Consider the following 17,995-nt stretch of genomic DNA (forward strand, 5'->3'; position numbering starts at 1 on the left):
GACGTCTGTCTATTTAGACCCATGACCGTCGCCACCGTCGGCGTCCACATCGTCGACATCCTCGCCAGGCCCGTCGAGCACATCCCCGAGGGCCAGGACACCGTGCTGGTCGACCAGATCCGCCTGACCGCCGCGGGCGCCGCCGCCGGCACCGCCGTGGACCTGGTCAAGCTGGGCAACGAGGTCGTCACCATGGGCGCGGTCGGCGACGACGAACTCGGCGACTTCCTGCTGGCCGTGCTGGCCAAGCGGGGCGTGGACGTCTCCCGTCTCGTCCGCAGGCCCGGCGAGCAGACGGCCGCGTCCATCCTGCCCATCAGGCCCGACGGCGGGCGTCCCAGCTTCCACGTGCCGGGCGCCAACCTCGGGGTCACCTTCGCCGACCTGGACGAGGCGGCGCTGCGCGGCGCGAGGGCCATCCACCTGGGCGGCGTGGACGTCACGTTCGGCCTCGGCGACCCGGCCTTCTTCGCCCTCCTGGACTCGGTCAGAGCCGCCGGGACGATCGTCACCATGGACTTCCTGTCGGAGATGCCGGACCTGCTGGGCATGGCCCGCGCCTTCCTGCCGCACGTGGACCACGTCCTGCCCAACGAGGCGCAGGCCCTGCTCATGACGGGGGCCGAGACCGTCGAGGACGCCGCGCGGGCGCTGCTGGCGGAGGGGCCGCGAGCGGTCCTCGTCACCCTCGGCGCCGAGGGCAGCCTGGTGGTCACCGCCGACGGCGCGGAGCGGGTGCCCGCCGTCAAGACCGAGGCGGTCGACACGACAGGCTGTGGCGACGCGTACTGCGCCGGTTTCGTCACCGGCCTCCTGCACGGCCAGGACGTGCTGACGGCCGCCCGCTGGGGCACGGCCGCCGCCGCCCGCGTGTCGACCGGTCTCGGCTCGGACGCGGGCCTGACGGACCTCCCCACCACGCTGGCCCTGCTCACCTGACCACTCACCCACCAGAGAGAAGCCCGAAGAGATGACGACAGACGCCGAACTCCGTCAGCGCGCGGCGAAGGTGGTGCCCGGCGGGATGTACGGGCACCTCAACGCGGCCATCTTCGCGCCCGGCTACCCGCAGTTCTTCGAGCGCGGCGAGGGCTGCCGCCAGTGGGACGTGGACGGGCGGGAGTACCTCGACTTCATGTGCAGCTGGGGCCCGGTCGTGCTCGGCCACCGGCACCCGCGCGTGGAGGAGGCCGCGGCCAGGCAGCTGGCGAAGGGCGACTGCCTGAACGGGCCGGGGCCGGTCATGGTGGAGCTGGCCGAGCTGCTCGTGGACCTCGTCCCCAGCGCCGACTGGGCGATGTTCTCCAAGAACGGCACCGACGCGACCACGCAGGCGCTCATGGTCGCCAGGGCCGCCACCGGGCGGACGAAGGTGCTGATGGCGCACGGCGCCTACCACGGCGCCGACCCCTGGTGCACCCCGTCGCCCGCCGGCACCACGCCCAGCGAGCGGGCCGATCTGGTCGAGTTCACCTACAACTCGCTGGAGTCGCTGGAGGCCGCGGCGGCCACCGTCGAGGGGGACGTCGCCGCGATCATCGTGACGCCGTTCAAGCACGACTCGTTCGAGGACCAGGAGCTGGTGGAGCCCGCGTTCGCGCGCGGCGCCAGGGCGCTGGCCGACAGGCTCGGGGCCGCGCTGGTGATCGACGACGTGCGGGCGGGGTTCAGGATCGACCTGCGCGGCTCGTGGGAGCCGTACGGGGTCCGTCCGGACCTGACGGCCTGGTCGAAGGCGATGGCCAACGGGTACCCGATCGCCGCCGTGACCGGCACCGACGCGCTGCGCGGCCCCGCGCAGACGCTGTACTCGACCGGGTCGTTCTGGTTCTCCGCCGTGGCGATGGCGGCGGCGAAGGCCACGATCGAGACCCTGCGCGACACCGACGGCATCGCCGCCATGGAACGAGCCGGGACCCGGCTGCGCGAGGGCCTGTACGCCCAGGCCAAGGCGCACGGGTTCACGGTGAACCAGACGGGCCCGGTGACGATCCCGTGGCTGAGCTTCGACGGCGACGCCGACCTGTCGACCGCCCTGTACTGGAGCGACGCCTGCCTGCGGCACGGCGTCTACATCCACCCGTGGCACAACTGGTTCATGTCGGCCGCGCACACCGAGGAGGACGTGGCCCAGGCCCTCGAACGCACCGACCGCGCCTTCGCCGAGACCCGCGCCCATGTGGGCGGGTGAAGGCGGGCCGAGGGCGTGACGCGCAGGCCCTTGCCCTTCATGGCGGCGTCCACGATGCTGTCGTCAGATTCACCGTGACTTGAGCGGAACGGGAGCTTCCTGCGGGAGAGGGTCACGGCAAGGTCACGTCTCGATCGCAGCCCCTTGACGGGCATCCGGGGCCGTTCGTACCTTCGGGAAACGTTTAGGAAACTTTCCTAACTGATCCTTCAGGAGCGCCCCTATGACCCATCCGGGAGAGATCACCCGGCGTCAGCTGCTGCGCCGGGCCGGCCTGACCGCCTTCGTCGTGGGCCCCGGTGCGGGCCTGCTGAGCGCCTGCGCCACCGGCGGCGCCGGTGACGCACCTTCGGCTGCGCCTTCCACCTCGCTCGCCGCCTCCGCCGACCCGAAGAACCCGTTCGGCGTGGACGCCAAGAAGCCGCTCGAGGTGACGATCTTCAGTGGCGGGTACGGCGACGCGTACGCCAGGGATCTGCACGAGGTGCTCTACAAGAAGGAGTTCCCCGGCGTCACGATCAAGCACAACGCGACGCAGCAGATCAGCACCCAGCTCCGCCCGCGCTTCGTCGGCGGCGACGTGCCGGACGTGGTCAACAACTCCGGGCCCGAGGCGCTCGACCTGGCGGCCCTGGCCACCGAGGGGCACCTGGCAGACCTGGCCCCGCTGTTCGACGCGCCGTCGATCGACGAACCGGGCAAGAAGGTGCGCGACACCGTGACCCCGGCCGTCCTGGACAACGCCAAGATCGACGGCAAGGACCTGGTGCTGAACTACACGGTGTCGCACCGGGCGCTCTGGTACAACGCCAAGCTGTTCGCGGGCAAGGGCTGGTCCGTCCCCAAGACGTGGGACGAGTTCAAGGCGCTGGGGGAGACGGCGAAGAAGGAGGGCATCCTCCTGTTCGCGTACCCGGGGCAGAAGGGGCCCTACTACCAGCTCTGGAACGTCCTGTACACCGCCGCCAAGATCGGCGGCAACCAGGTCATCATCGACATCGACAACCTGGTCGACAACGCCTGGAACGTCGAGGCGATGAAGCAGTCGGTCACCGCCTGGGTGGAGATCCAGGCGAAATATGGCGACAAAGCGTACTTCGGCCTCGACCACACGCAGACGCAGGTCAAGCAGCTGGAGAACAAGCTGCTCTTCTACCCGGTCGGCTCCTGGGTCGAGAACGAGATGGTCAAGGACACGCCGCTCGACTTCGAGTACGCCATCGCCCCCATCCCGGACGTCACCTCGTCCGACAAGATGCCCTACGGCGCGATCCAGGTCGGTGTCGGCGAGAACTTCTTCGTCGCGGCCAAGGGCAAGAACCCGCAGGGCGGCCTGGAGTACCTGCGGATCATGCTCTCCAAGGAGGGCGCGAAGGGGTTCACGGAGCGGACCAAGAACCTCACCGTCGTCAACGGCGCGGCCGAGGGGCTGGACCTGACCCCGGGCCTGAAGAGCGCCGCCAAGGCGCAGGACGCCGCCGGGCAGAACATCATCACCGACGCCCGGTTCGAGGGCTGGTACAAGGAGCTCTTCGACTACGGCACCGAGCAGATCAACGTGGTGATGGCCGGACGGATCACCCCCGACAAGTTCTGCGCCAACATGCAGAAGAAGGCCGACGAGATCAAGAAGGACTCGTCCGTCGTCAAGCAGACCCGGAGCCAATAGCCGATGGAGCGGTTGCGCAGGTACGGGTTCATCGCCGGATTCCTCATCGTCCCCGTCGCCCTCTACACGGTCTTCGTGATCAGCCCCTATGTCCAGGCGTTCCAGATCTCGCTGACGGACTGGAAGGCGTACGAGTCGAGACCGAACTACATCGGCCTGGAGAACTTCCGCCGGCTGTTCGAGGACGAGGCGTTCTGGCGGGCGCTGCGCAATCACGGGATCCTGCTGCTCGTGCTGCCGCTCGCGACGATCGCGATCGCGCTCTTCTTCTCCTTCCTGCTGAACCTGGGCGGCGGATCGAGCGGGGCGGGCATGAAAGGGGTCTGGGGGTCGAAGTTCTACCGGGTGGTGTTCTTCTTCCCCCAGGTGCTCGCCGTGGCCGTGGTCGGAGTCCTGTTCAAGGCCGTCTACCGGCCCGACGACAGCGGCGTCATCAACGGCGCGCTGATCAAGCTGGGTTTCGAGCCGGTGGGCTGGCTCACCGAGCCGAGCCTGGCCCTGTGGTCCATCATCGCGGTGATGGTCTGGCAGGCCGTCGGCTTCTACGTGGTGCTGTTCTCCGCGGGCATGGCCGCCATTCCCAAGGACTACTTCGAGGCGGCGGCGCTCGACGGCGCGGGACGCGTCCGGCTGTTCTTCTCCATCACCCTGCCGTTGCTGCGCGACACCGTTCAGGTCGGCTGGATCTATCTCGGGATCGCGGCCTTCGACGGGTTCGCGCTGATCCAGGTGCTCGCGGGCGACAAGGGGGAGCCCGACGGGGCGACGGCCATCCTGCCGGTGCAGATCTGGAAGACCGCGTTCACCTATTCGAAGTTCGGCTACGCGTCGGCGATGGGAGTGGCGCTGTTCTTTCTCACCGTGACGTTCGCGGTGCTGACGTTGCGCACCACCAGGCGCGAGAGGATCGAACTCTGACATGGCCAAGCCTCGCCTGGAGAAGCCGCGGCTCAGCGTGCTCAGCGGGCTCTCGCACGTGGCGCTCCTCGTCTGGGCCCTGCTGATCATCCTGCCGTTGCTGTGGACGTTCCTCGCGTCCTTCAAGAACAACACGGAGATCTTCGGGGACGCGCTCCAGCTGCCCGGCGCGTTGCGGCTCGACTCCTGGGGCAGGGCGTGGGACAAGGCGCACATCGGCCGGTACATGCTCAACACCGTCGTCGTCGTGCTCTTCAGTACGGCGGGGACGATGCTGTTCGGGTCGATGGCGGCCTATGTCCTGGCTCGCTACCGGTTCTTCGGCAGCCGGGTCATCTACTACTACTTCGTGGCAGGTCTGGCGTTCCCCGTCTTCCTGGCCTTGACGCCGCTGTTCTTCGTGGTCAAGCAGGTCGGGCTGCTGAACACGCACGTCGGGCTGGTGCTCGTCTACATCGCCTACTCGATGCCGTTCACGGTCTTCTTCCTGGCTGCATTTTTCCGGACATTGCCGGAAACGGTGGCCGAGGCTGCCAAGATCGACGGCGCGTCCCACACCCGCACGTTCTTCCAGATCATGGTGCCCATGGCCAAGCCCGGCCTGATCAGCATCACCATCTTCAACGTGCTCGGCCAGTGGAACCAGTACCTGCTGCCCCTGGTGCTCCTGTCGAGCGAGGACAAGTGGGTCATCACCCAGGGGGTCGCCAGCATCTCCACCATCGCGGGCTACGAGGCCGACTGGCCGGCGCTGTTCGCCGCGCTCAGCATGACGATCCTGCCCGTGCTGGTCGTCTACATCATCTTCCAGCGCCAGATCCAGTCGGGGCTGGGCGCGGGAGCACTCAAGTAACGTTGGCCTCATGGACGTCAAGAGCAAGCTCGCCGAGCTGCCGCACTGGCGGCGCGAGGGCGACGAGATCCGCCGCACGGTCGCCGCGCCCGACTTTCCCACGGCCATCCGGATCGTGGACGAGATCGCCGTCAAGGCCGAAGAGCTCAACCACCATCCCGACATCGACATCCGCTGGCGGAAGCTGCACCTGGCGCTCACCACGCACGACAAGGGCGGCCTGACGGAGCTCGACTTCCAGCTGGCGGCTCTGATCGACGACATCGCGGGCCGACACGGCGCGTAGTCGCGCGGTTACTCGCTAGAGTGGTTGCCTGCCCGCGAGCCGGCCGCACCGTCGCTCGCGGAAGTCACCGCTCTGGGGGTCTCATGCGTCTGCCCGCACTGCTGCTCGTCCTGCTGACGGCGAGCTGCGCCACCGCTCCCGCCGTCCCCGACGTGGCGCCCACCAAAAGGGTCGTCTTCTCGGGCAGCGGCCAGCTCGCCCCCGGCGACAAGTCCGCGATCGTCTACGACAGCAAGCTGGTCCCCGAGGGCGCCCAGGTCAGTCTCACGGCCGAGGAGGTCGACGGGGGCACGCTGACGTCCATGGTCGTCGAGGGCTTCCTGCCGGCCCACTCGTACGGGGCGCACCTGCACGCCAACGCGTGCGGCCTCAAGCCCGAGGCCGCCGGCCCCCACTACCAGCATCAGCACGGCCAGGCCAACGCGGCCAGCGAGGTCTGGCTCGACGTCACCACCGACGACTCCGGCTCCGGCCGCGCCACCGCGCGCAACGAGTGGGTCTTCGACCGGTCACACCTGCCGCGCTCCCTGGTCATCCACGCCGGCCCCACCCAGCGCACCGGCCCCAACGCAGGCGAGGCGGGGGCGCGCGTCGCCTGCCTCAACCTCCACTGAAGCCGCCACGCCCGCATCCGGGCCGGCCGATTCGTTCCTGCGGCCCGCCTGGGCGCTAGTTGTCGCTCACGTCGGTGCCGTCGGACGATCTTCCCACCTGGCAGGGCGCGCAGCTACGTCCGGCCCGCAAAGGTGAGCCCGAACGGGCCGGAGCGCAGCTGTTCAAACCGTTACGGCAGACCATCGAATCGATCAACCAAACCCTTAAAGGACAGCTCGCCCTGGAACGCCATCGTGCACGCACCCCAGCGGGCGTCGTCATTCGCGTCCTGATCCGGATCCTCGCGCTGACCACCGCGATCTGGCACAACGACAAGACCGGCCAGCCGATCAAACGATCCCTGATCGCCTATGACCACTGAACGTGGCCAGACCCCTTGGACTCAATCGTCTAGTCTGCGGCCTCGCACGCGAGACGAAGGACGCGGTGCCGAGCATGAACACGGAGCGTACCGATGCTGAGCCACCCGGTGAGTAGCAACGCCAGAGCTGCAGGCGTCAGCGCCCATGCGGACAGGTCGCCCGGATCGGCGCCGTTAGCGAGCAGGCTGCTGCCTGCGGCAGCTCCCGCGGCGGAACCGAGATACATCGCGGCCATCTGGAACGCGACGATCGGCATCGCCTGCTCGGGCCGGTCTCCGGTCAGGGCTTGCTGCAGGGTAGGGACGCTCGTCCATCCTGTCGCCCCCCACAACGCCGCCGCGATGAGCCACACTGCCGGGGCGGTGAAGACCCAGATAGCGGCGAAGCCCCCCAGTAGCACTGCGGGCAGAGCGATGAGCAGAGTGCGGGGCCCGAATGCGTCAAGAGGCCTGCCGACCAGGGCGGAGCCGGCGACTCCACCGATACCCCAAGCCCACACCAGCGCGAAGCCCCAGTCCTGAAGCCCTCGGGCCTCGGCCATGGGCAGCAGGTAGGTGTAGAGCCCGAGACTGGCCACACCGAGGAGAAACGCAGCAGCGACCCCGATGAGAGTCTTCGACGACCGCAGCACCGCGAAGGCAGGACCACGCGAAGCGGGCAGCGACGGGATTGTGCGCGCCTTGACAGCCAGAGCGACCATGCTGAGAAGACCAACAGCGACGACCAGGGCCATTGTCCATCGCCAATTCAGCTGGTTGCCGATGAGCATCCCGACCGGCACTCCAGCGACTGTTCCGGTGGACAGCCCGAAGGTCACCATGGCCATGGCGCGACCCCGTTCATGGTCGGCGACCATGGCGGCGGCAGCCGCGGTTGCCACCGCGGTGAGCACGCCAGCCCCGGCGCCCGCAATCACCCGCGAGGCGAGAAACACCTCGGTCCCCGGCGAAACCACGGTGATGAGGTTGCCGAGATTGAACACACCCAGCGCGATCAGCAGCGCCCTAGCGGTACTCCCACGGATCAGCATTCCTGACAGCAACGGCCCCGCCAGAGCGTATGCCGCAGTGAAGGCTGTCACACCCAGGCCAACCGCCGCGACCGTCGTGGCAAGCGAATCAGCGATCGAGGGCAGCACCCCGGCGAGAACATAGGCATCGATACCCAGCGCGATCGCGGCCGCGACAAGCGGCCAGACGCGGCGGATCATGCGTCCTCCTTCGCAGGAGCGGCTTCCTGATACCCGTTGAGGACCGTGTTGATCAGGCCAGGGAACCGCGCCTCCAGGTCATCGCGGCGCAGCTGGATCATGCACTTGCGTCCTTCGGCGCGGACGAACACCACCCCGGATTCGCGCAGGAGGCTGGTGTGATGTGTGAGTGTCGACCGTGGCAGGTCCGGTCCAAGCTCGATGCTGTCCACCTCACCGCGCTCCGCGAGCAGCTGCACCATCGACAACCGCAGCGGCTCGCTCAACGCGAACAGCACCCGCGGGATCGCGATCTCATCAGCCTCAGGATGCTCGTACACCCGTGACGGCGCCATCGGAACCACCCTTCATCGTGCGACTATTCCCGCACAATGATAGTGCGAGAATTCTCGAACGATCAAGTTGGTCCACCAGCCTGACCCGCCCGGCCTGCTGTGGAGACGCCGCAGGTCAGTACCGTCTTTCCATAAACACAGGTCAGGCACCACTTCGTTGGATCCACGGCCAAAACTACGAGAACCCCGAGAGGCCCGGCGTGACGAGCGCAGGAGATCCTGGGTAGATCGCCTTCAGCGAGGAATCCCACCTGGGCCGCCTCATGACCAAACTCCACCTGTCCAGCCGCGCCCAAGCCGTGGTCACCGCCTACGAAACCGGCCTGATCACCCCCGGAACCAGCCACCCCCGTTGAGGCCACCTCACCGACCGGCGGCCCTCGACCGGATACCCGTCCGGGTCGCCATCGTCCTCGTCCGGTTCCGGGACGTTGTGCGGACCGTCCATCGCGTACTGGGTGATCATTGCGGCGGTGCGCTCCCGGAACGCCGCCCGGTCCGGCACAGTCCCGGCGGTGCCGCCCCCGCCCGCGACCCCGGTAAGGCTGCCGCTCAGCCGGACACCGTACTGCCGCTCGATGACGCGGCGGTGCTCGTTGAAGTCGCTCCGCAGGAGCGCATACTCCGCCGCACTAACCGGGACCTGCTTGCCCATCAGCATCGACCACAAGGCCGCGAACTCGTCCCGCAATTCCATTCCCACCGCGATCGCGCTAGCCTCATCGTCGCTGACGTGCCAGCGTTCGCCGTTCAGGTGCGGCAAGCCGCTCTTCATCCGCTCCCACGCATCCACGGCGAGCTGCACTGGAAAAATCGGCTCGTGTGGGATGTGGCACACCTCGAAACTGATGAAATGGGCTCGACCACGCAGGGTTGCCCCGTCCTTGGCGTCGATGGACACGGTCAGCCAGTCAGACATTTCGGTGATTGTAGTGATCAGCTAGCTGGCCCGATAGACCCACACCAAGGCCGGAGACTGACCCGACCCCTGGGCCGAGCGGGGTGGGGCCAATTCTCACTGGGACCAATCCCCGGTGATCAAGGGCCGGGACTCGTTCCTAAGCGGGGCCAGAAGTAACCCATGTAGTCACTGCACGACTGAACCCCCGGCCCGCGGGCCCGGGGGTTCCACTTTTTCAAGGTCGTTTGAGGCGCGGAGGGCCGTGGGCAGTTGACCCCGCACCGCTGTTACCTGCTGGTAACGCTCGTTCCCGCAAGCCGCCGAACCCCAGAGTGGCGGCCCGCCGTAGCTACGGGAGTCCCAGGCCGTCAGGCGTGTTCGGCGGGGATGGTGCCCAGGCGGCCCGCCTGATAGTCCTCGAACGCCTGCAGCAGTTCGGCGCGGGTGTTCATGACGAACGGCCCGTAGTGCGCGACCGGCTCGCCGATCGGCTCGCCGCCCAGGATGATCACCTCCAGCGTGTCCTTCGCCGAGATCGTGATGCTCTCACCGTCGGTCGCCAGCCCGGGGCGGTTGCCGAAGCCGTCGAACACCGCGAGCTGCCCGCTCTGGAACGGACGCTGCTCGGTGCCGACGGTCCCGCGTCCCGACAGCGCGTAGGCGAGCGCGTTGAAGTCCTTGCGCCACGGCACCGTGAGCCGCGCGCCGGGACTGATGGTGGCGTGCAGCAACGTGATCGGCGTCTGGGTGCTGCCGGGGCCGACGTTCCCCGCCAGGTCGCCCGCGATGAGCCGCACCAGCGCCCCACCGTCGTGGCTGCTGAGCAGGACGACGCTGGCGCTGCCGATGTCCTGGTACTTGGGCGCGCTCATCTTCTTGGCGCCGGGGAGGTTCACCCAGAGCTGGATGCCGTGGAACAGCCCGCCCTTCTGCACGAGCCACTCCGGCGGCGCCTCCTTGTGCAGGATGCCCGACCCGGCGGTCATCCACTGGGTGTCGCCGTTGGTGATCGTGCCGCCGCCGCCGTTGGAGTCGAGGTGGTCCATCACGCCGTCGATCATGTAGGTGACGGTCTCGAAGCCGCGGTGCGGGTGCCACGGGGTGCCCTTCGGCTCACCGGCGGCGTAGTCGACCTCGCCCATCTGGTCCATCATCACGAACGGGTCCAGGTAGGACGGCTTGATCGTGGCGAGCGCCTTGCGGACGGGGAAGCCCTCGCCCTCGAACCCGCTGGGGGCGGTCTCGACAGTGAGCACCTTCCGCTCCTGCGCTCCGGCCACCGGCTCGGGGAGGCGGGGCAGGGTCAGCAGGTTCTCTACGGTGACGGCGGGCATGTCGGGCTCCTTCCTGCGGAATCTGCTCGACACAACCAAGTTTACTTTTCAACTATTCCACCTCGTCGCACACCCGCTCATGAGGCCGGACGCGGGAGAGCTGTCAACCGTCAATCGCCTGAGTAGAGCCTGTCGAGATCGACCAGTTGGACGCGCCCCCCGCTCCTCGTCGCGGCGCCCTTGAGCGCGGGCATGAATCCCGCCCCACTGAAGAGCGTGATGACCTTGGGCGGTCGCCCGCCGGCCTCCAGCAGAGCGGCGATCTTCTCCATCCGCTCCAGATGAGCCAGGCCGAGCGTGTCGCCCCACTTCACCTCGCCGATGGACAGCAGCTTCCCGTCGGCGTCGAGGGCGACCAGATCGACCTCGTGCTGGGTCCGTGCGGCGCCGTCGTGGACCACTCCCGACAGTACTCGGGCCGCCAGCCCTCCGAGGGTCTCCTCAGCTGCGAGGTCGTGCGCCCACGTCCGGCAGACGTGCTCGAAGACCGGGCCCGCCACCGCGCTGCGGAAGCGGGGCTGGGAGGCGGCCCACAGGCGCTCCGTTCTACCGGGACGTACCTGCTCGAACTGCGCGAAGTACGGCCTCATGATCGCGTGGTAGAAGCGGACCAGGGGCTCGGTGATGCGGTAGGCCGAGCGGTTGCTCCTGAAGGCGTCCGGCTCGACCGTCAGCAGGCCGGCGTCGGCGAGGACGGTCAGGTGGTGGGAGATGTCCGTCGCCTTGCGTTCGATCCGGCTCGCGATGGCGCCCCTGGTGTGGTTTCCCTCCGCGACAGCGGCCAGCACGGTGTGGTAAAGGCCGGTATCGGTGAGCGTCGGGTCTTCGGCCAGCAGGGCTCTGACCTCTCTGAACAGCGGACTGGCCGGGTTGAGCACATGGTCGACCACCCAGTCGTCGAACTCCTCGACGCGCGTGGGCGCGGCTCCGCGGAGGAACTCCGTCTTGTACGCGGGCGTCCCTCCCAGGACGAAGTAGACGAGGGCGGCCAGCCGTGGGTTGTCCAGGCCCCAGAACTCCCTGGCTGCCCGGAAGTCGAACGTCGGCACGATGAGCTCGAGGGACGCCCGGCCGCGCAGCGGCGCCGTGCCCATCAGCAGGCCGCCCATGAACGAGATCGACGACCCGCAGAGCAGGATGCGCGCACGGGACTCGTGGCGCTCCCTCCGCCGGGGCGACAGCGCCCGCTGGATCACCGACGGCAGCTCCCGGGCGCCGCGGACCAGGTAGGGGAACTCGTCCAGGACCACGGGAACGGGCCGGTCCGCGCCCAGCGAGAGCAGCCCGTCGATCGCCTCGCCCCAGTCGGCGAAGCGGATCGTTCCCGGTGACCCGAGGTGCTGCCCGACTGCCTCGCCGAGCTGGCGAAGGGACTCGGCTTGCGGCACCGCCTCCGTCGCGGCGTAGTAGAAGCCGCCGGTGGCCTCGCACATCGCTTCCAGGAGGAAGGTCTTCCCCTGGCGGCGGCGACCCGACACGACGCCAAGGGTGGCTCCTGGCTGCTCGTCCGAGACGAACCGGGTGAGCTGCGCCCACTCCCAGGTCCGGTCGAACATGTCGCCGGGCTTCGGTAGGTCCATCGCCGCCTCGCACTCTTTTAGGAGTGCGATTATAAGGACTCGGCTCCTAAGAAATCTCGCCTACGAGGCCGGGATGCGGGAGAGCATGCGTTCCATGCCGTTCACCCAGTTGTGGCGCAGGGCCTCCGCCGCTGACTTCAGGTCGCCCGTCAGCAGGAACTCGGCGACCCGGCTGTGCTCGGCGGCCTCGCGCTCCAGGGGGGCGTCGTCGCCCGCCAGGAGGTGGGCGTAGCGGCGCATGCCCGCCTTGACGCTGGTGATGAGGTCGAGCAGGCGCTCGTTCTGGCAGCCGCTGAGCAGGAGGTCGTGCCACTCGTCGTCATGACGTTCGATGACCTGCTGCTCGGCGACGCTGTCGGGGAAGTCGTTGGCCATCCTGAGCAGGTCGGGGGCGATTCGCTGGAGGTGGGCGGGGTCGGAGCTGTCGAGGGCGAGCGCCTCCAGCGCCGCCACGATCTCGCAGAGCTCCCTGAACTCCTTGCGGCTGACGGGTGCGAACGTGAAGCCGCGGCCCTGGTTGCTCTCCAGGACGCCCTCGCCCGCCAGGGTGATCAGGGCTTCGCGCAGCGGGGTGCGGCTGACGCCCAGTTCGGCGGCGAGGGCGGCCTCGTTGACGTCGGTGCCCGCGGTGAACTCTCCCCGGTCGAGCCGTCTCAGCAGCTCTTCCCTGATCTGCTCGCGTAGCGGTCGCCGCTCGATCGGCATGAGGCTCCCTCGCTCCGTCCGGCCCGGGTCCAAGTTTAACGCTTGACGTGATGCAAAATACTGCACTATGAATTCTGAATACAAAATAGCACATGGCATGAAGATCGGAGATTATGGTGGGGCTGACCCGGGTGCCGGGGCTGCTGTTCGGCGGGGACTACAACCCCGAGCAGTGGCCTGAGGAGGTGTGGGCCGAGGACGCGCGGCTCATGGCCGAGGCGGGCGTCAACCTGGCCACCGTCGCGGTCTTCTCCTGGTCGCGGCTGGAGCCTCGCCAGGGGGAGTACGACTTCGGCTGGCTGGACCGGGTGCTCGACCTGCTCCACGCGCACGGCGTCGCCGCCGACCTGGCCACCGCGACCGCCACCCCGCCGCCGTGGCTGGTGCGCGAGCATCCGGACGTCATGCCGGTCAACGCGGACGGCGTCCGCCTGGAGTTCGGCTCCCGCCAGGGCTACTGCCCGAGCTCGCCCGTCTTCCGCGAGCACCTCGTCCGGTTGACGACGGCCATGGCCACGCGGTACCAGAACCACCCGGCGCTGGTGATGTGGCACGTCGGCAACGAGTACGCCGACCACACGCTGGAGTGCTTCTGCCCGGAGTCCGCCCGGCACTTCCGGGAGTGGCTGGCGGCCCGTTACGGCGACGTCGACGCGCTGAACGCCGCCTGGGGGACGTCCTGCTGGGGGCAGCACTACACCGCGTTCGCCCAGATCGAGCCGCCGCGCACGGCCCCCGGCCCCGTCAACCCCGCCCAGCTTCTCGACTGGCGCCGCTTCTGCAGCGACGCGCTGCTGGAGCTGTTCCTGGCGGAGAAGGCCGTGCTGCGGGAGATCAGCCCGGACGTCCCGATCACCACGAACTTCATGAGCATCCTGCACGGTCTGGACTACTGGAAGTGGTCCGCGGCCCTGGACGTGGTCAGCGACGACGCCTACCCCGACCCCGCCGACCCCGAGTCGCACGTCGCGGTGGCGCTCAGCTACGACCTCATGCGCTCGCTCAAGCGGCAGCCGTGGCTCCTGCTGGAGTCCGCGCCGTCGGCGGTGTCCTGGCGTGAGGTGAACGTCCCCAAGCCGCCGGGAATGATGCGGCTGCACAGCCTGCAAGCGCTCGCGCACGGCTCCGACGGCGTGCTGTTCTTCCAGTGGAGGCAGGCGAAGTACGGCCCGGAGAAGTTCCACTCGGCGCTCCTCCCGCACGGCGGCACCACCACCCGGGGCTGGCAGGACACCCTGCGCCTCGGCCGGGACCTGCGGAAGCTGGGCGAGCTCGCGGGCGCGGAGACGAAGGCGCAGGTCGCGATCGTCCTGGACTGGGAGAGCTGGTGGGGCCTGGAGGCCCCGGAGTCCATGCCGTCGAACCGTCTCAAGCTCAAGGAGCTGCTCCTCGCGTGGTACCGGCCGCTGCACGCGCGCGGCGTCGCGGTCGACCTCGCCCCGCCCGGACGCGACCTGTCCGGCTACCGCCTGGTGATCGTCCCGAACCTCTATCTCTGCACGGACGAGCAGGCCGAGTCCCTCGCCGCGTTCGACGGCGAGCTGATCGTCGGCCCGTTCTCCGGCGTGGTGGACGCCGCCGACCAGGTCCACGAGGGCGGCGCCCCCGGCCCGCTCCGCGAGCTGCTCGGTGTCGAAGTGGACGAGTTCTGGCCCCTCCAGGACGGCGTCACCCAGGACACCACCGCCGGCCCGGCCCGCACCTGGGCCGAGTGGATCCGCCTGGTCGACGCCGAGCCCGTCGCGTCCTACGAGGGCGGCGAGCTGCACGGCCGTCCGGCGATCACCCGCAGGGGCAACGTCACCTACGTCAGCTGCCTGCTGGACGACGTAACCCCCGTCCTGGAGCCCGCGCTCGGCGGCCTCGACCACGTGGACGTCCCCGAGGGCGTGGAAGCCGTCCGGCGAGGCGGCCACCTCTTCCTGCTCAACCACACGACCACCCGCAAACAGGTCACCCTGCCGCGGCCAGGGACGGACCTGCTCACCGAGACCGCCCTGCACGGCGACATCGAGCTGGCCCCCCGCGACGCCGTCGTGCTCAGGATCGAAGGAGACAAGTGACGCACCCGTACATCCCCAACGCCGTTCCCGGCGTGCGGGCCGAGATGCTCGCCGCCATCGGCGCGTCGAGCGTCGCGGACTTCTACGCCGACATCCCCGCCGACCTGCGCCTCGACCGGCCGCTCGACCTGCCGCAGCCGCTGCCGGCCGAGCGGGACCTGGTACGCCACATGAGGTCGCTGTTCGACAAGAACCAGGACACCGAGGAGGCGCTCAGCTTCCTCGGTCACGGCTGCTACCCGCACCACGTCCCGGCGGTGTGCGACGAGGTGAACTCCAGGAGCGAGTTCCTGACCGCCTACGCGGGCGAGCCGTACGAGGACCACGGCCGGTTCCAGGCGCTGTTCGAGTACGTCAGCATGATGGGCGAGCTGCTGGAGATGGACGTGGTGAACGTCCCGACCTACGACGGCTTCCAGGCGGCCGGCACCGCGCTGCGCATGGCCTGCCGGTACACCAAGCGGTCGAAGGTCCTGGTCAGCGCGGCGATCAGCGCCGACAAGCTGAGCAAGCTGCGCGACTTCCTCACCCCCGACATCACCCTGGAGACCGTCCCCGTGGCGGAGAACGGCGAGCTGGGCGAGGTCCGGCTCGACGACTCGTACGCCGCCGTCTACCTGGAGACCCCGAACGTCTACGGCGTCGTCGAGACCCGTGGACGCGAGCTGGCGGACCTGGCGCACGCGCACGGCGCGCTGCTCGTCGTCGGCGCGGACCCGATCTCCCTCGGCGTCCTCGCTCCGCCCGCCTCCTACGGCGCCGACATCGCCTGCGGCGACATCCAGTCGCTCGGCATGCACCAGAGCTACGGCGGCGGCCACGCCGGCTACATCGCCACCCAGGACCACGAGCCGCTGGTCGCCGAGTTCCCGTCGCGGCTGTTCGGCATCGCGCCGACGGCGGTCCCCGGCGAGTACGGCTTCGGCGACGTCTACTACGACCGGACCTCGTTCGCGCTGCGCGAGGAGGGCAAGGAGTGGGTCGGCACCGCAGCCGCCCTCTGGGGCATCACGGCCGGGGTCTACCTGGCGCTCATGGGCCCGCAGGGCATGCGCGAGCTCGGCGAGACCATCCTGGCGCGCACCCGCTACGCCATGGACGCGCTGTCCCGCTCGGTGACCGTCCTGCACCCGGACGCCGTGCACTTCCGTGAGTTCGCCGTGCGGGTGCCCTCGACCGGCGCGCTGCTCGCCGCGCTGCGCGAGCGCGGCATCTACGGCGGCGTCCCCCTGGACGACCGCACGCTGCTGGTCTGCGTGACCGAGCGGCACACCATCGCCGACATCGACCGGCTCGCCGCAGCCGTGGAGGAGGTCCTGTGAACACCGGAGAGTCCTTCGCCGAACTGCCCGTCGCGCCGAAGCCGCCGCTGCGCCGCTTCCACCAGGCGCGCTGGGACGAGCCGATCATCTTCGAGCTGTCGCAGCCGGGACGCCGCGGCCTCGCCGTCCCCCAGGCGGACGCCGAGCGGGTCGAGCTGCCCGACTCCGTCCGGCGGGCCACGCCACCCGCGCTGCCCGAGATGTCGCAGCTGCACGTGCTGCGGCACTACCTGCGGCTGTCGCAGGAGAACCTCGGCGTCGACCTCAACATCGACGTCGGCCAGGGGACCTGCACGATGAAGTACAGCCCCAAGGTCAACGACCAGTTCGCCGCCGCGATCGCCGAGCTCCACCCGCTCCAGCACGAGGACACCGTGCAGGGCGTCCTGGAGATCTACTGGAGGCTGGAGCGGATGCTGGCGGAGATCTCCGGCATGTCACGGGTGTCGCTCCAGCCCGGGTCGGGCTCGGCCGCCATCTACGCCAACATCGCGATGATCCGCGCCTACCACGCCTCCCGCGGCGAGACGCACCGCGACCAGGTCATCACCACGATGTTCTCGCACCCGTCGAACGCCGCCTGCGCCAAGACCGCGGGCTACGACGTGATCACCCTGATGCCGGACGCCGACGGCTACCCCGACATCGAGGCGCTGCGGGCCGCCATCGGGCCCCGCACCGCCGCGCTCATGATCACCAACCCGGAGGACACCGGGATCTTCAACCCCCGCATCAGGGAGTTCGTCGACCTCGTCCACTCGGTCGGCGGCCTGGCCTGCTACGACCAGGCCAACGCCAACGGCATCCTCGGCATCACCCGCGCCCGCGACGCCGGGTTCGACCTGTGCCACTTCAACCTGCACAAGACCTTCTCCACGCCGCACGCCTGCGGTGGCCCGGCGGCCGGAGCCTGCGGCGTCTCGGACGACCTCGCGCCCTTCCTGCCGGGGCCGGTGGTCACGTTCGACGGGTCGGCGTACGGGCTCGCGACGCCGGAGAAGTCGGTCGGCAAGATCCGGCCGTTCCTGGGGGTCACGCCCAACGTGGTCCGCGCGTACGCGTGGATCATGGCGCTCGGCGCCGACGGGCTGCGCGAGGTGGCGGAGACGGCGGTGCTCAACAACAACTACCTGATGCACCGGATCCTGCAGATCCCCGGGGCGTCGGCGCCGTGGGACAAGCGGCGGGTCGAGCAGGTGCGCTACTCCTGGCAGGAACTGTCGGAGGAGACCGGGGTGCACTCGGAGGAGATCGGCGTCAGGGCGGCCGACTTCGGGGTCCACTACTGGACCAGCCACCACCCGTACGTCGTGCCCGAGCCGTTCACGCTGGAGCCCACCGAGTCGTACTCCCGCGAGGACCTCGACGAGTACGCCGCCATCCTCGCGCACGTCGCCGAGGAGGCCCGGCGGGATCCGGAGTTCGTCAAGGGCGCCCCCTACAACCAGACGATCCACAAGATCGACCCGACCTCCCTCGACGACCCCAAGCAGTGGGCGCCGACCTGGCGCGCCTACGTCCGCAAGCACCTCGCGGCCGGGGGCTGATCGATGACCCCCGACACGCGACCCGTGGCGGCACGCGGCGAGGTCGTGGGCCTGGTCGTCAACCCGGTGGCCGGGCTCGGCGGGGCCGCCGGGCTCAAGGGCAT

The 17,995-nt window shown here is 69.1% G+C and carries 17 protein-coding genes; 11 read left to right on the forward strand and 6 right to left on the reverse strand.

Annotated features, from left to right (window positions below; translation table 11 throughout):
• The first annotated feature begins 21 nt into the window (after nt 1-21).
• The 8 genes from ABZ297_RS31325 to ABZ297_RS31360 all read left to right on the forward strand — a co-directional run bounded on the left by ABZ297_RS31325 (nt 22) and on the right by ABZ297_RS31360 (nt 6,893).
• The gene (locus ABZ297_RS31325) at nt 22-939 is read left to right on the forward strand and encodes a carbohydrate kinase family protein (protein WP_355353489.1); all 918 of its coding nucleotides are present in this window, start codon (nt 22-24) and stop codon (nt 937-939) included.
• A 31-nt stretch (nt 940-970) separates the two neighbouring features.
• Complete coding sequence (locus ABZ297_RS31330; RefSeq protein WP_355353491.1) at nt 971-2,191, forward strand: aminotransferase class III-fold pyridoxal phosphate-dependent enzyme; 1,221 nt, start codon at nt 971-973, stop codon at nt 2,189-2,191.
• Nucleotides 2,192-2,414: 223 nt separating this feature from the next.
• Nucleotides 2,415-3,860 carry an N-acetylglucosamine/diacetylchitobiose ABC transporter substrate-binding protein gene (gene ngcE / locus ABZ297_RS31335; RefSeq protein WP_355353493.1) on the forward strand — a complete coding sequence of 482 codons (1,446 nt, stop codon included), beginning with the start codon at nt 2,415-2,417 and terminating at the stop codon, nt 3,858-3,860.
• Between the two features lie 3 nt (nt 3,861-3,863).
• Nucleotides 3,864-4,778, forward strand: coding sequence for a sugar ABC transporter permease (locus tag ABZ297_RS31340; protein ID WP_355353496.1), 915 nt, complete (start codon nt 3,864-3,866; stop codon nt 4,776-4,778).
• A gap of 1 nt (nt 4,779) precedes the next feature.
• Nucleotides 4,780-5,631, forward strand: coding sequence for a carbohydrate ABC transporter permease (locus ABZ297_RS31345; RefSeq protein WP_355353499.1), 852 nt, complete (start codon nt 4,780-4,782; stop codon nt 5,629-5,631).
• 10 nt (nt 5,632-5,641) lie between these two features.
• Nucleotides 5,642-5,917 (forward strand): 4a-hydroxytetrahydrobiopterin dehydratase, encoded by a 276-nt coding sequence (locus tag ABZ297_RS31350; RefSeq protein WP_355353502.1) that lies wholly within the window; start codon nt 5,642-5,644, stop codon nt 5,915-5,917.
• A gap of 83 nt (nt 5,918-6,000) precedes the next feature.
• Nucleotides 6,001-6,531 (forward strand): superoxide dismutase family protein, encoded by a 531-nt coding sequence (locus tag ABZ297_RS31355; protein ID WP_355353505.1) that lies wholly within the window; start codon nt 6,001-6,003, stop codon nt 6,529-6,531.
• A 74-nt stretch (nt 6,532-6,605) separates the two neighbouring features.
• Nucleotides 6,606-6,893, forward strand: a complete 288-nt coding sequence (locus ABZ297_RS31360; RefSeq protein WP_355353508.1) for a hypothetical protein — start codon at nt 6,606-6,608, stop codon at nt 6,891-6,893.
• A 29-nt stretch (nt 6,894-6,922) separates the two neighbouring features.
• Here ABZ297_RS31360 and ABZ297_RS31365 read toward each other — a convergent pair whose 3' ends face one another.
• From ABZ297_RS31365 to ABZ297_RS31390, 6 genes are all read right to left on the reverse strand, one after another.
• On the reverse strand, nt 6,923-8,104 hold the full coding sequence (locus tag ABZ297_RS31365) for an MFS transporter (RefSeq protein WP_355353511.1): 1,182 nt from the start codon (nt 8,102-8,104) through the stop codon (nt 6,923-6,925).
• A complete protein-coding gene (locus ABZ297_RS31370; RefSeq protein ID WP_355353514.1) occupies nt 8,101-8,439 on the reverse strand; it encodes a helix-turn-helix transcriptional regulator in 339 nt (112 codons plus the stop codon). The genes ABZ297_RS31365 and ABZ297_RS31370 overlap by 4 nt, the downstream gene beginning before the upstream one ends.
• Before the next feature lie 310 nt (nt 8,440-8,749).
• Nucleotides 8,750-9,358: a hypothetical protein gene (locus ABZ297_RS31375; protein WP_355353517.1), complete on the reverse strand. Its 609-nt coding sequence runs from the start codon at nt 9,356-9,358 to the stop codon at nt 8,750-8,752.
• A 350-nt stretch (nt 9,359-9,708) separates the two neighbouring features.
• The gene (locus ABZ297_RS31380; RefSeq protein ID WP_355353520.1) at nt 9,709-10,674 is read right to left on the reverse strand and encodes a pirin family protein; all 966 of its coding nucleotides are present in this window, start codon (nt 10,672-10,674) and stop codon (nt 9,709-9,711) included.
• Between the two features lie 110 nt (nt 10,675-10,784).
• Nucleotides 10,785-12,254 (reverse strand): DUF234 domain-containing protein, encoded by a 1,470-nt coding sequence (locus tag ABZ297_RS31385; RefSeq protein ID WP_355353523.1) that lies wholly within the window; start codon nt 12,252-12,254, stop codon nt 10,785-10,787.
• A 60-nt stretch (nt 12,255-12,314) separates the two neighbouring features.
• Nucleotides 12,315-12,959 (reverse strand): GntR family transcriptional regulator, encoded by a 645-nt coding sequence (locus ABZ297_RS31390; RefSeq protein WP_355353526.1) that lies wholly within the window; start codon nt 12,957-12,959, stop codon nt 12,315-12,317.
• A 113-nt stretch (nt 12,960-13,072) separates the two neighbouring features.
• On the opposite strand from ABZ297_RS31390, the gene ABZ297_RS31395 reads away from it, so the two are divergent.
• From ABZ297_RS31395 to gcvPB, 3 genes are read left to right on the forward strand one after another with little or no spacing between them, the layout of a single operon-like run.
• Nucleotides 13,073-15,022 carry a beta-galactosidase gene (locus tag ABZ297_RS31395; RefSeq protein WP_355353529.1) on the forward strand — a complete coding sequence of 650 codons (1,950 nt, stop codon included), beginning with the start codon at nt 13,073-13,075 and terminating at the stop codon, nt 15,020-15,022.
• A complete protein-coding gene (gcvPA, locus tag ABZ297_RS31400; RefSeq protein WP_355353532.1) occupies nt 15,019-16,344 on the forward strand; it encodes an aminomethyl-transferring glycine dehydrogenase subunit GcvPA in 1,326 nt (441 codons plus the stop codon). Before ABZ297_RS31395 ends, gcvPA begins: the two co-directional genes overlap by 4 nt.
• Nucleotides 16,341-17,891: an aminomethyl-transferring glycine dehydrogenase subunit GcvPB gene (gene gcvPB / locus ABZ297_RS31405; RefSeq protein WP_355353535.1), complete on the forward strand. Its 1,551-nt coding sequence runs from the start codon at nt 16,341-16,343 to the stop codon at nt 17,889-17,891. Before gcvPA ends, gcvPB begins: the two co-directional genes overlap by 4 nt.
• Nucleotides 17,892-17,995: the final 104 nt, after the last annotated feature.

Origin of the sequence: Nonomuraea sp. NPDC005983, from assembly GCF_040614375.1 — a bacterium.
Taxonomy (GTDB): domain Bacteria; phylum Actinomycetota; class Actinomycetes; order Streptosporangiales; family Streptosporangiaceae; genus Nonomuraea.

What these genes read in the sequence shown, in the direction of transcription:
- ngcE (WP_355353493.1), top strand. Translation starts at nt 2,415, where the DNA reads ATGACCCATCCGGGAGAGATCACCCGGCGTCAGCTGCTGCGCCGGGCC.
- ABZ297_RS31395 (WP_355353529.1), top strand. Translation starts at nt 13,073, where the DNA reads ATGGTGGGGCTGACCCGGGTGCCGGGGCTGCTGTTCGGCGGGGACTAC.
- ABZ297_RS31350 (WP_355353502.1), top strand. Translation starts at nt 5,642, where the DNA reads ATGGACGTCAAGAGCAAGCTCGCCGAGCTGCCGCACTGGCGGCGCGAG.
- ABZ297_RS31330 (WP_355353491.1), top strand. Translation starts at nt 971, where the DNA reads ATGACGACAGACGCCGAACTCCGTCAGCGCGCGGCGAAGGTGGTGCCC.
- ABZ297_RS31325 (WP_355353489.1), top strand. Translation starts at nt 22, where the DNA reads ATGACCGTCGCCACCGTCGGCGTCCACATCGTCGACATCCTCGCCAGG.
- ABZ297_RS31370 (WP_355353514.1), bottom strand. Translation starts at nt 8,439, where the DNA reads ATGGCGCCGTCACGGGTGTACGAGCATCCTGAGGCTGATGAGATCGCG.
- ABZ297_RS31375 (WP_355353517.1), bottom strand. Translation starts at nt 9,358, where the DNA reads ATGTCTGACTGGCTGACCGTGTCCATCGACGCCAAGGACGGGGCAACC.
- ABZ297_RS31385 (WP_355353523.1), bottom strand. Translation starts at nt 12,254, where the DNA reads ATGGACCTACCGAAGCCCGGCGACATGTTCGACCGGACCTGGGAGTGG.
- ABZ297_RS31380 (WP_355353520.1), bottom strand. Translation starts at nt 10,674, where the DNA reads ATGCCCGCCGTCACCGTAGAGAACCTGCTGACCCTGCCCCGCCTCCCC.
- ABZ297_RS31365 (WP_355353511.1), bottom strand. Translation starts at nt 8,104, where the DNA reads ATGATCCGCCGCGTCTGGCCGCTTGTCGCGGCCGCGATCGCGCTGGGT.
- ABZ297_RS31390 (WP_355353526.1), bottom strand. Translation starts at nt 12,959, where the DNA reads ATGCCGATCGAGCGGCGACCGCTACGCGAGCAGATCAGGGAAGAGCTG.
- ABZ297_RS31345 (WP_355353499.1), top strand. Translation starts at nt 4,780, where the DNA reads ATGGCCAAGCCTCGCCTGGAGAAGCCGCGGCTCAGCGTGCTCAGCGGG.
- ABZ297_RS31340 (WP_355353496.1), top strand. Translation starts at nt 3,864, where the DNA reads ATGGAGCGGTTGCGCAGGTACGGGTTCATCGCCGGATTCCTCATCGTC.
- ABZ297_RS31355 (WP_355353505.1), top strand. Translation starts at nt 6,001, where the DNA reads ATGCGTCTGCCCGCACTGCTGCTCGTCCTGCTGACGGCGAGCTGCGCC.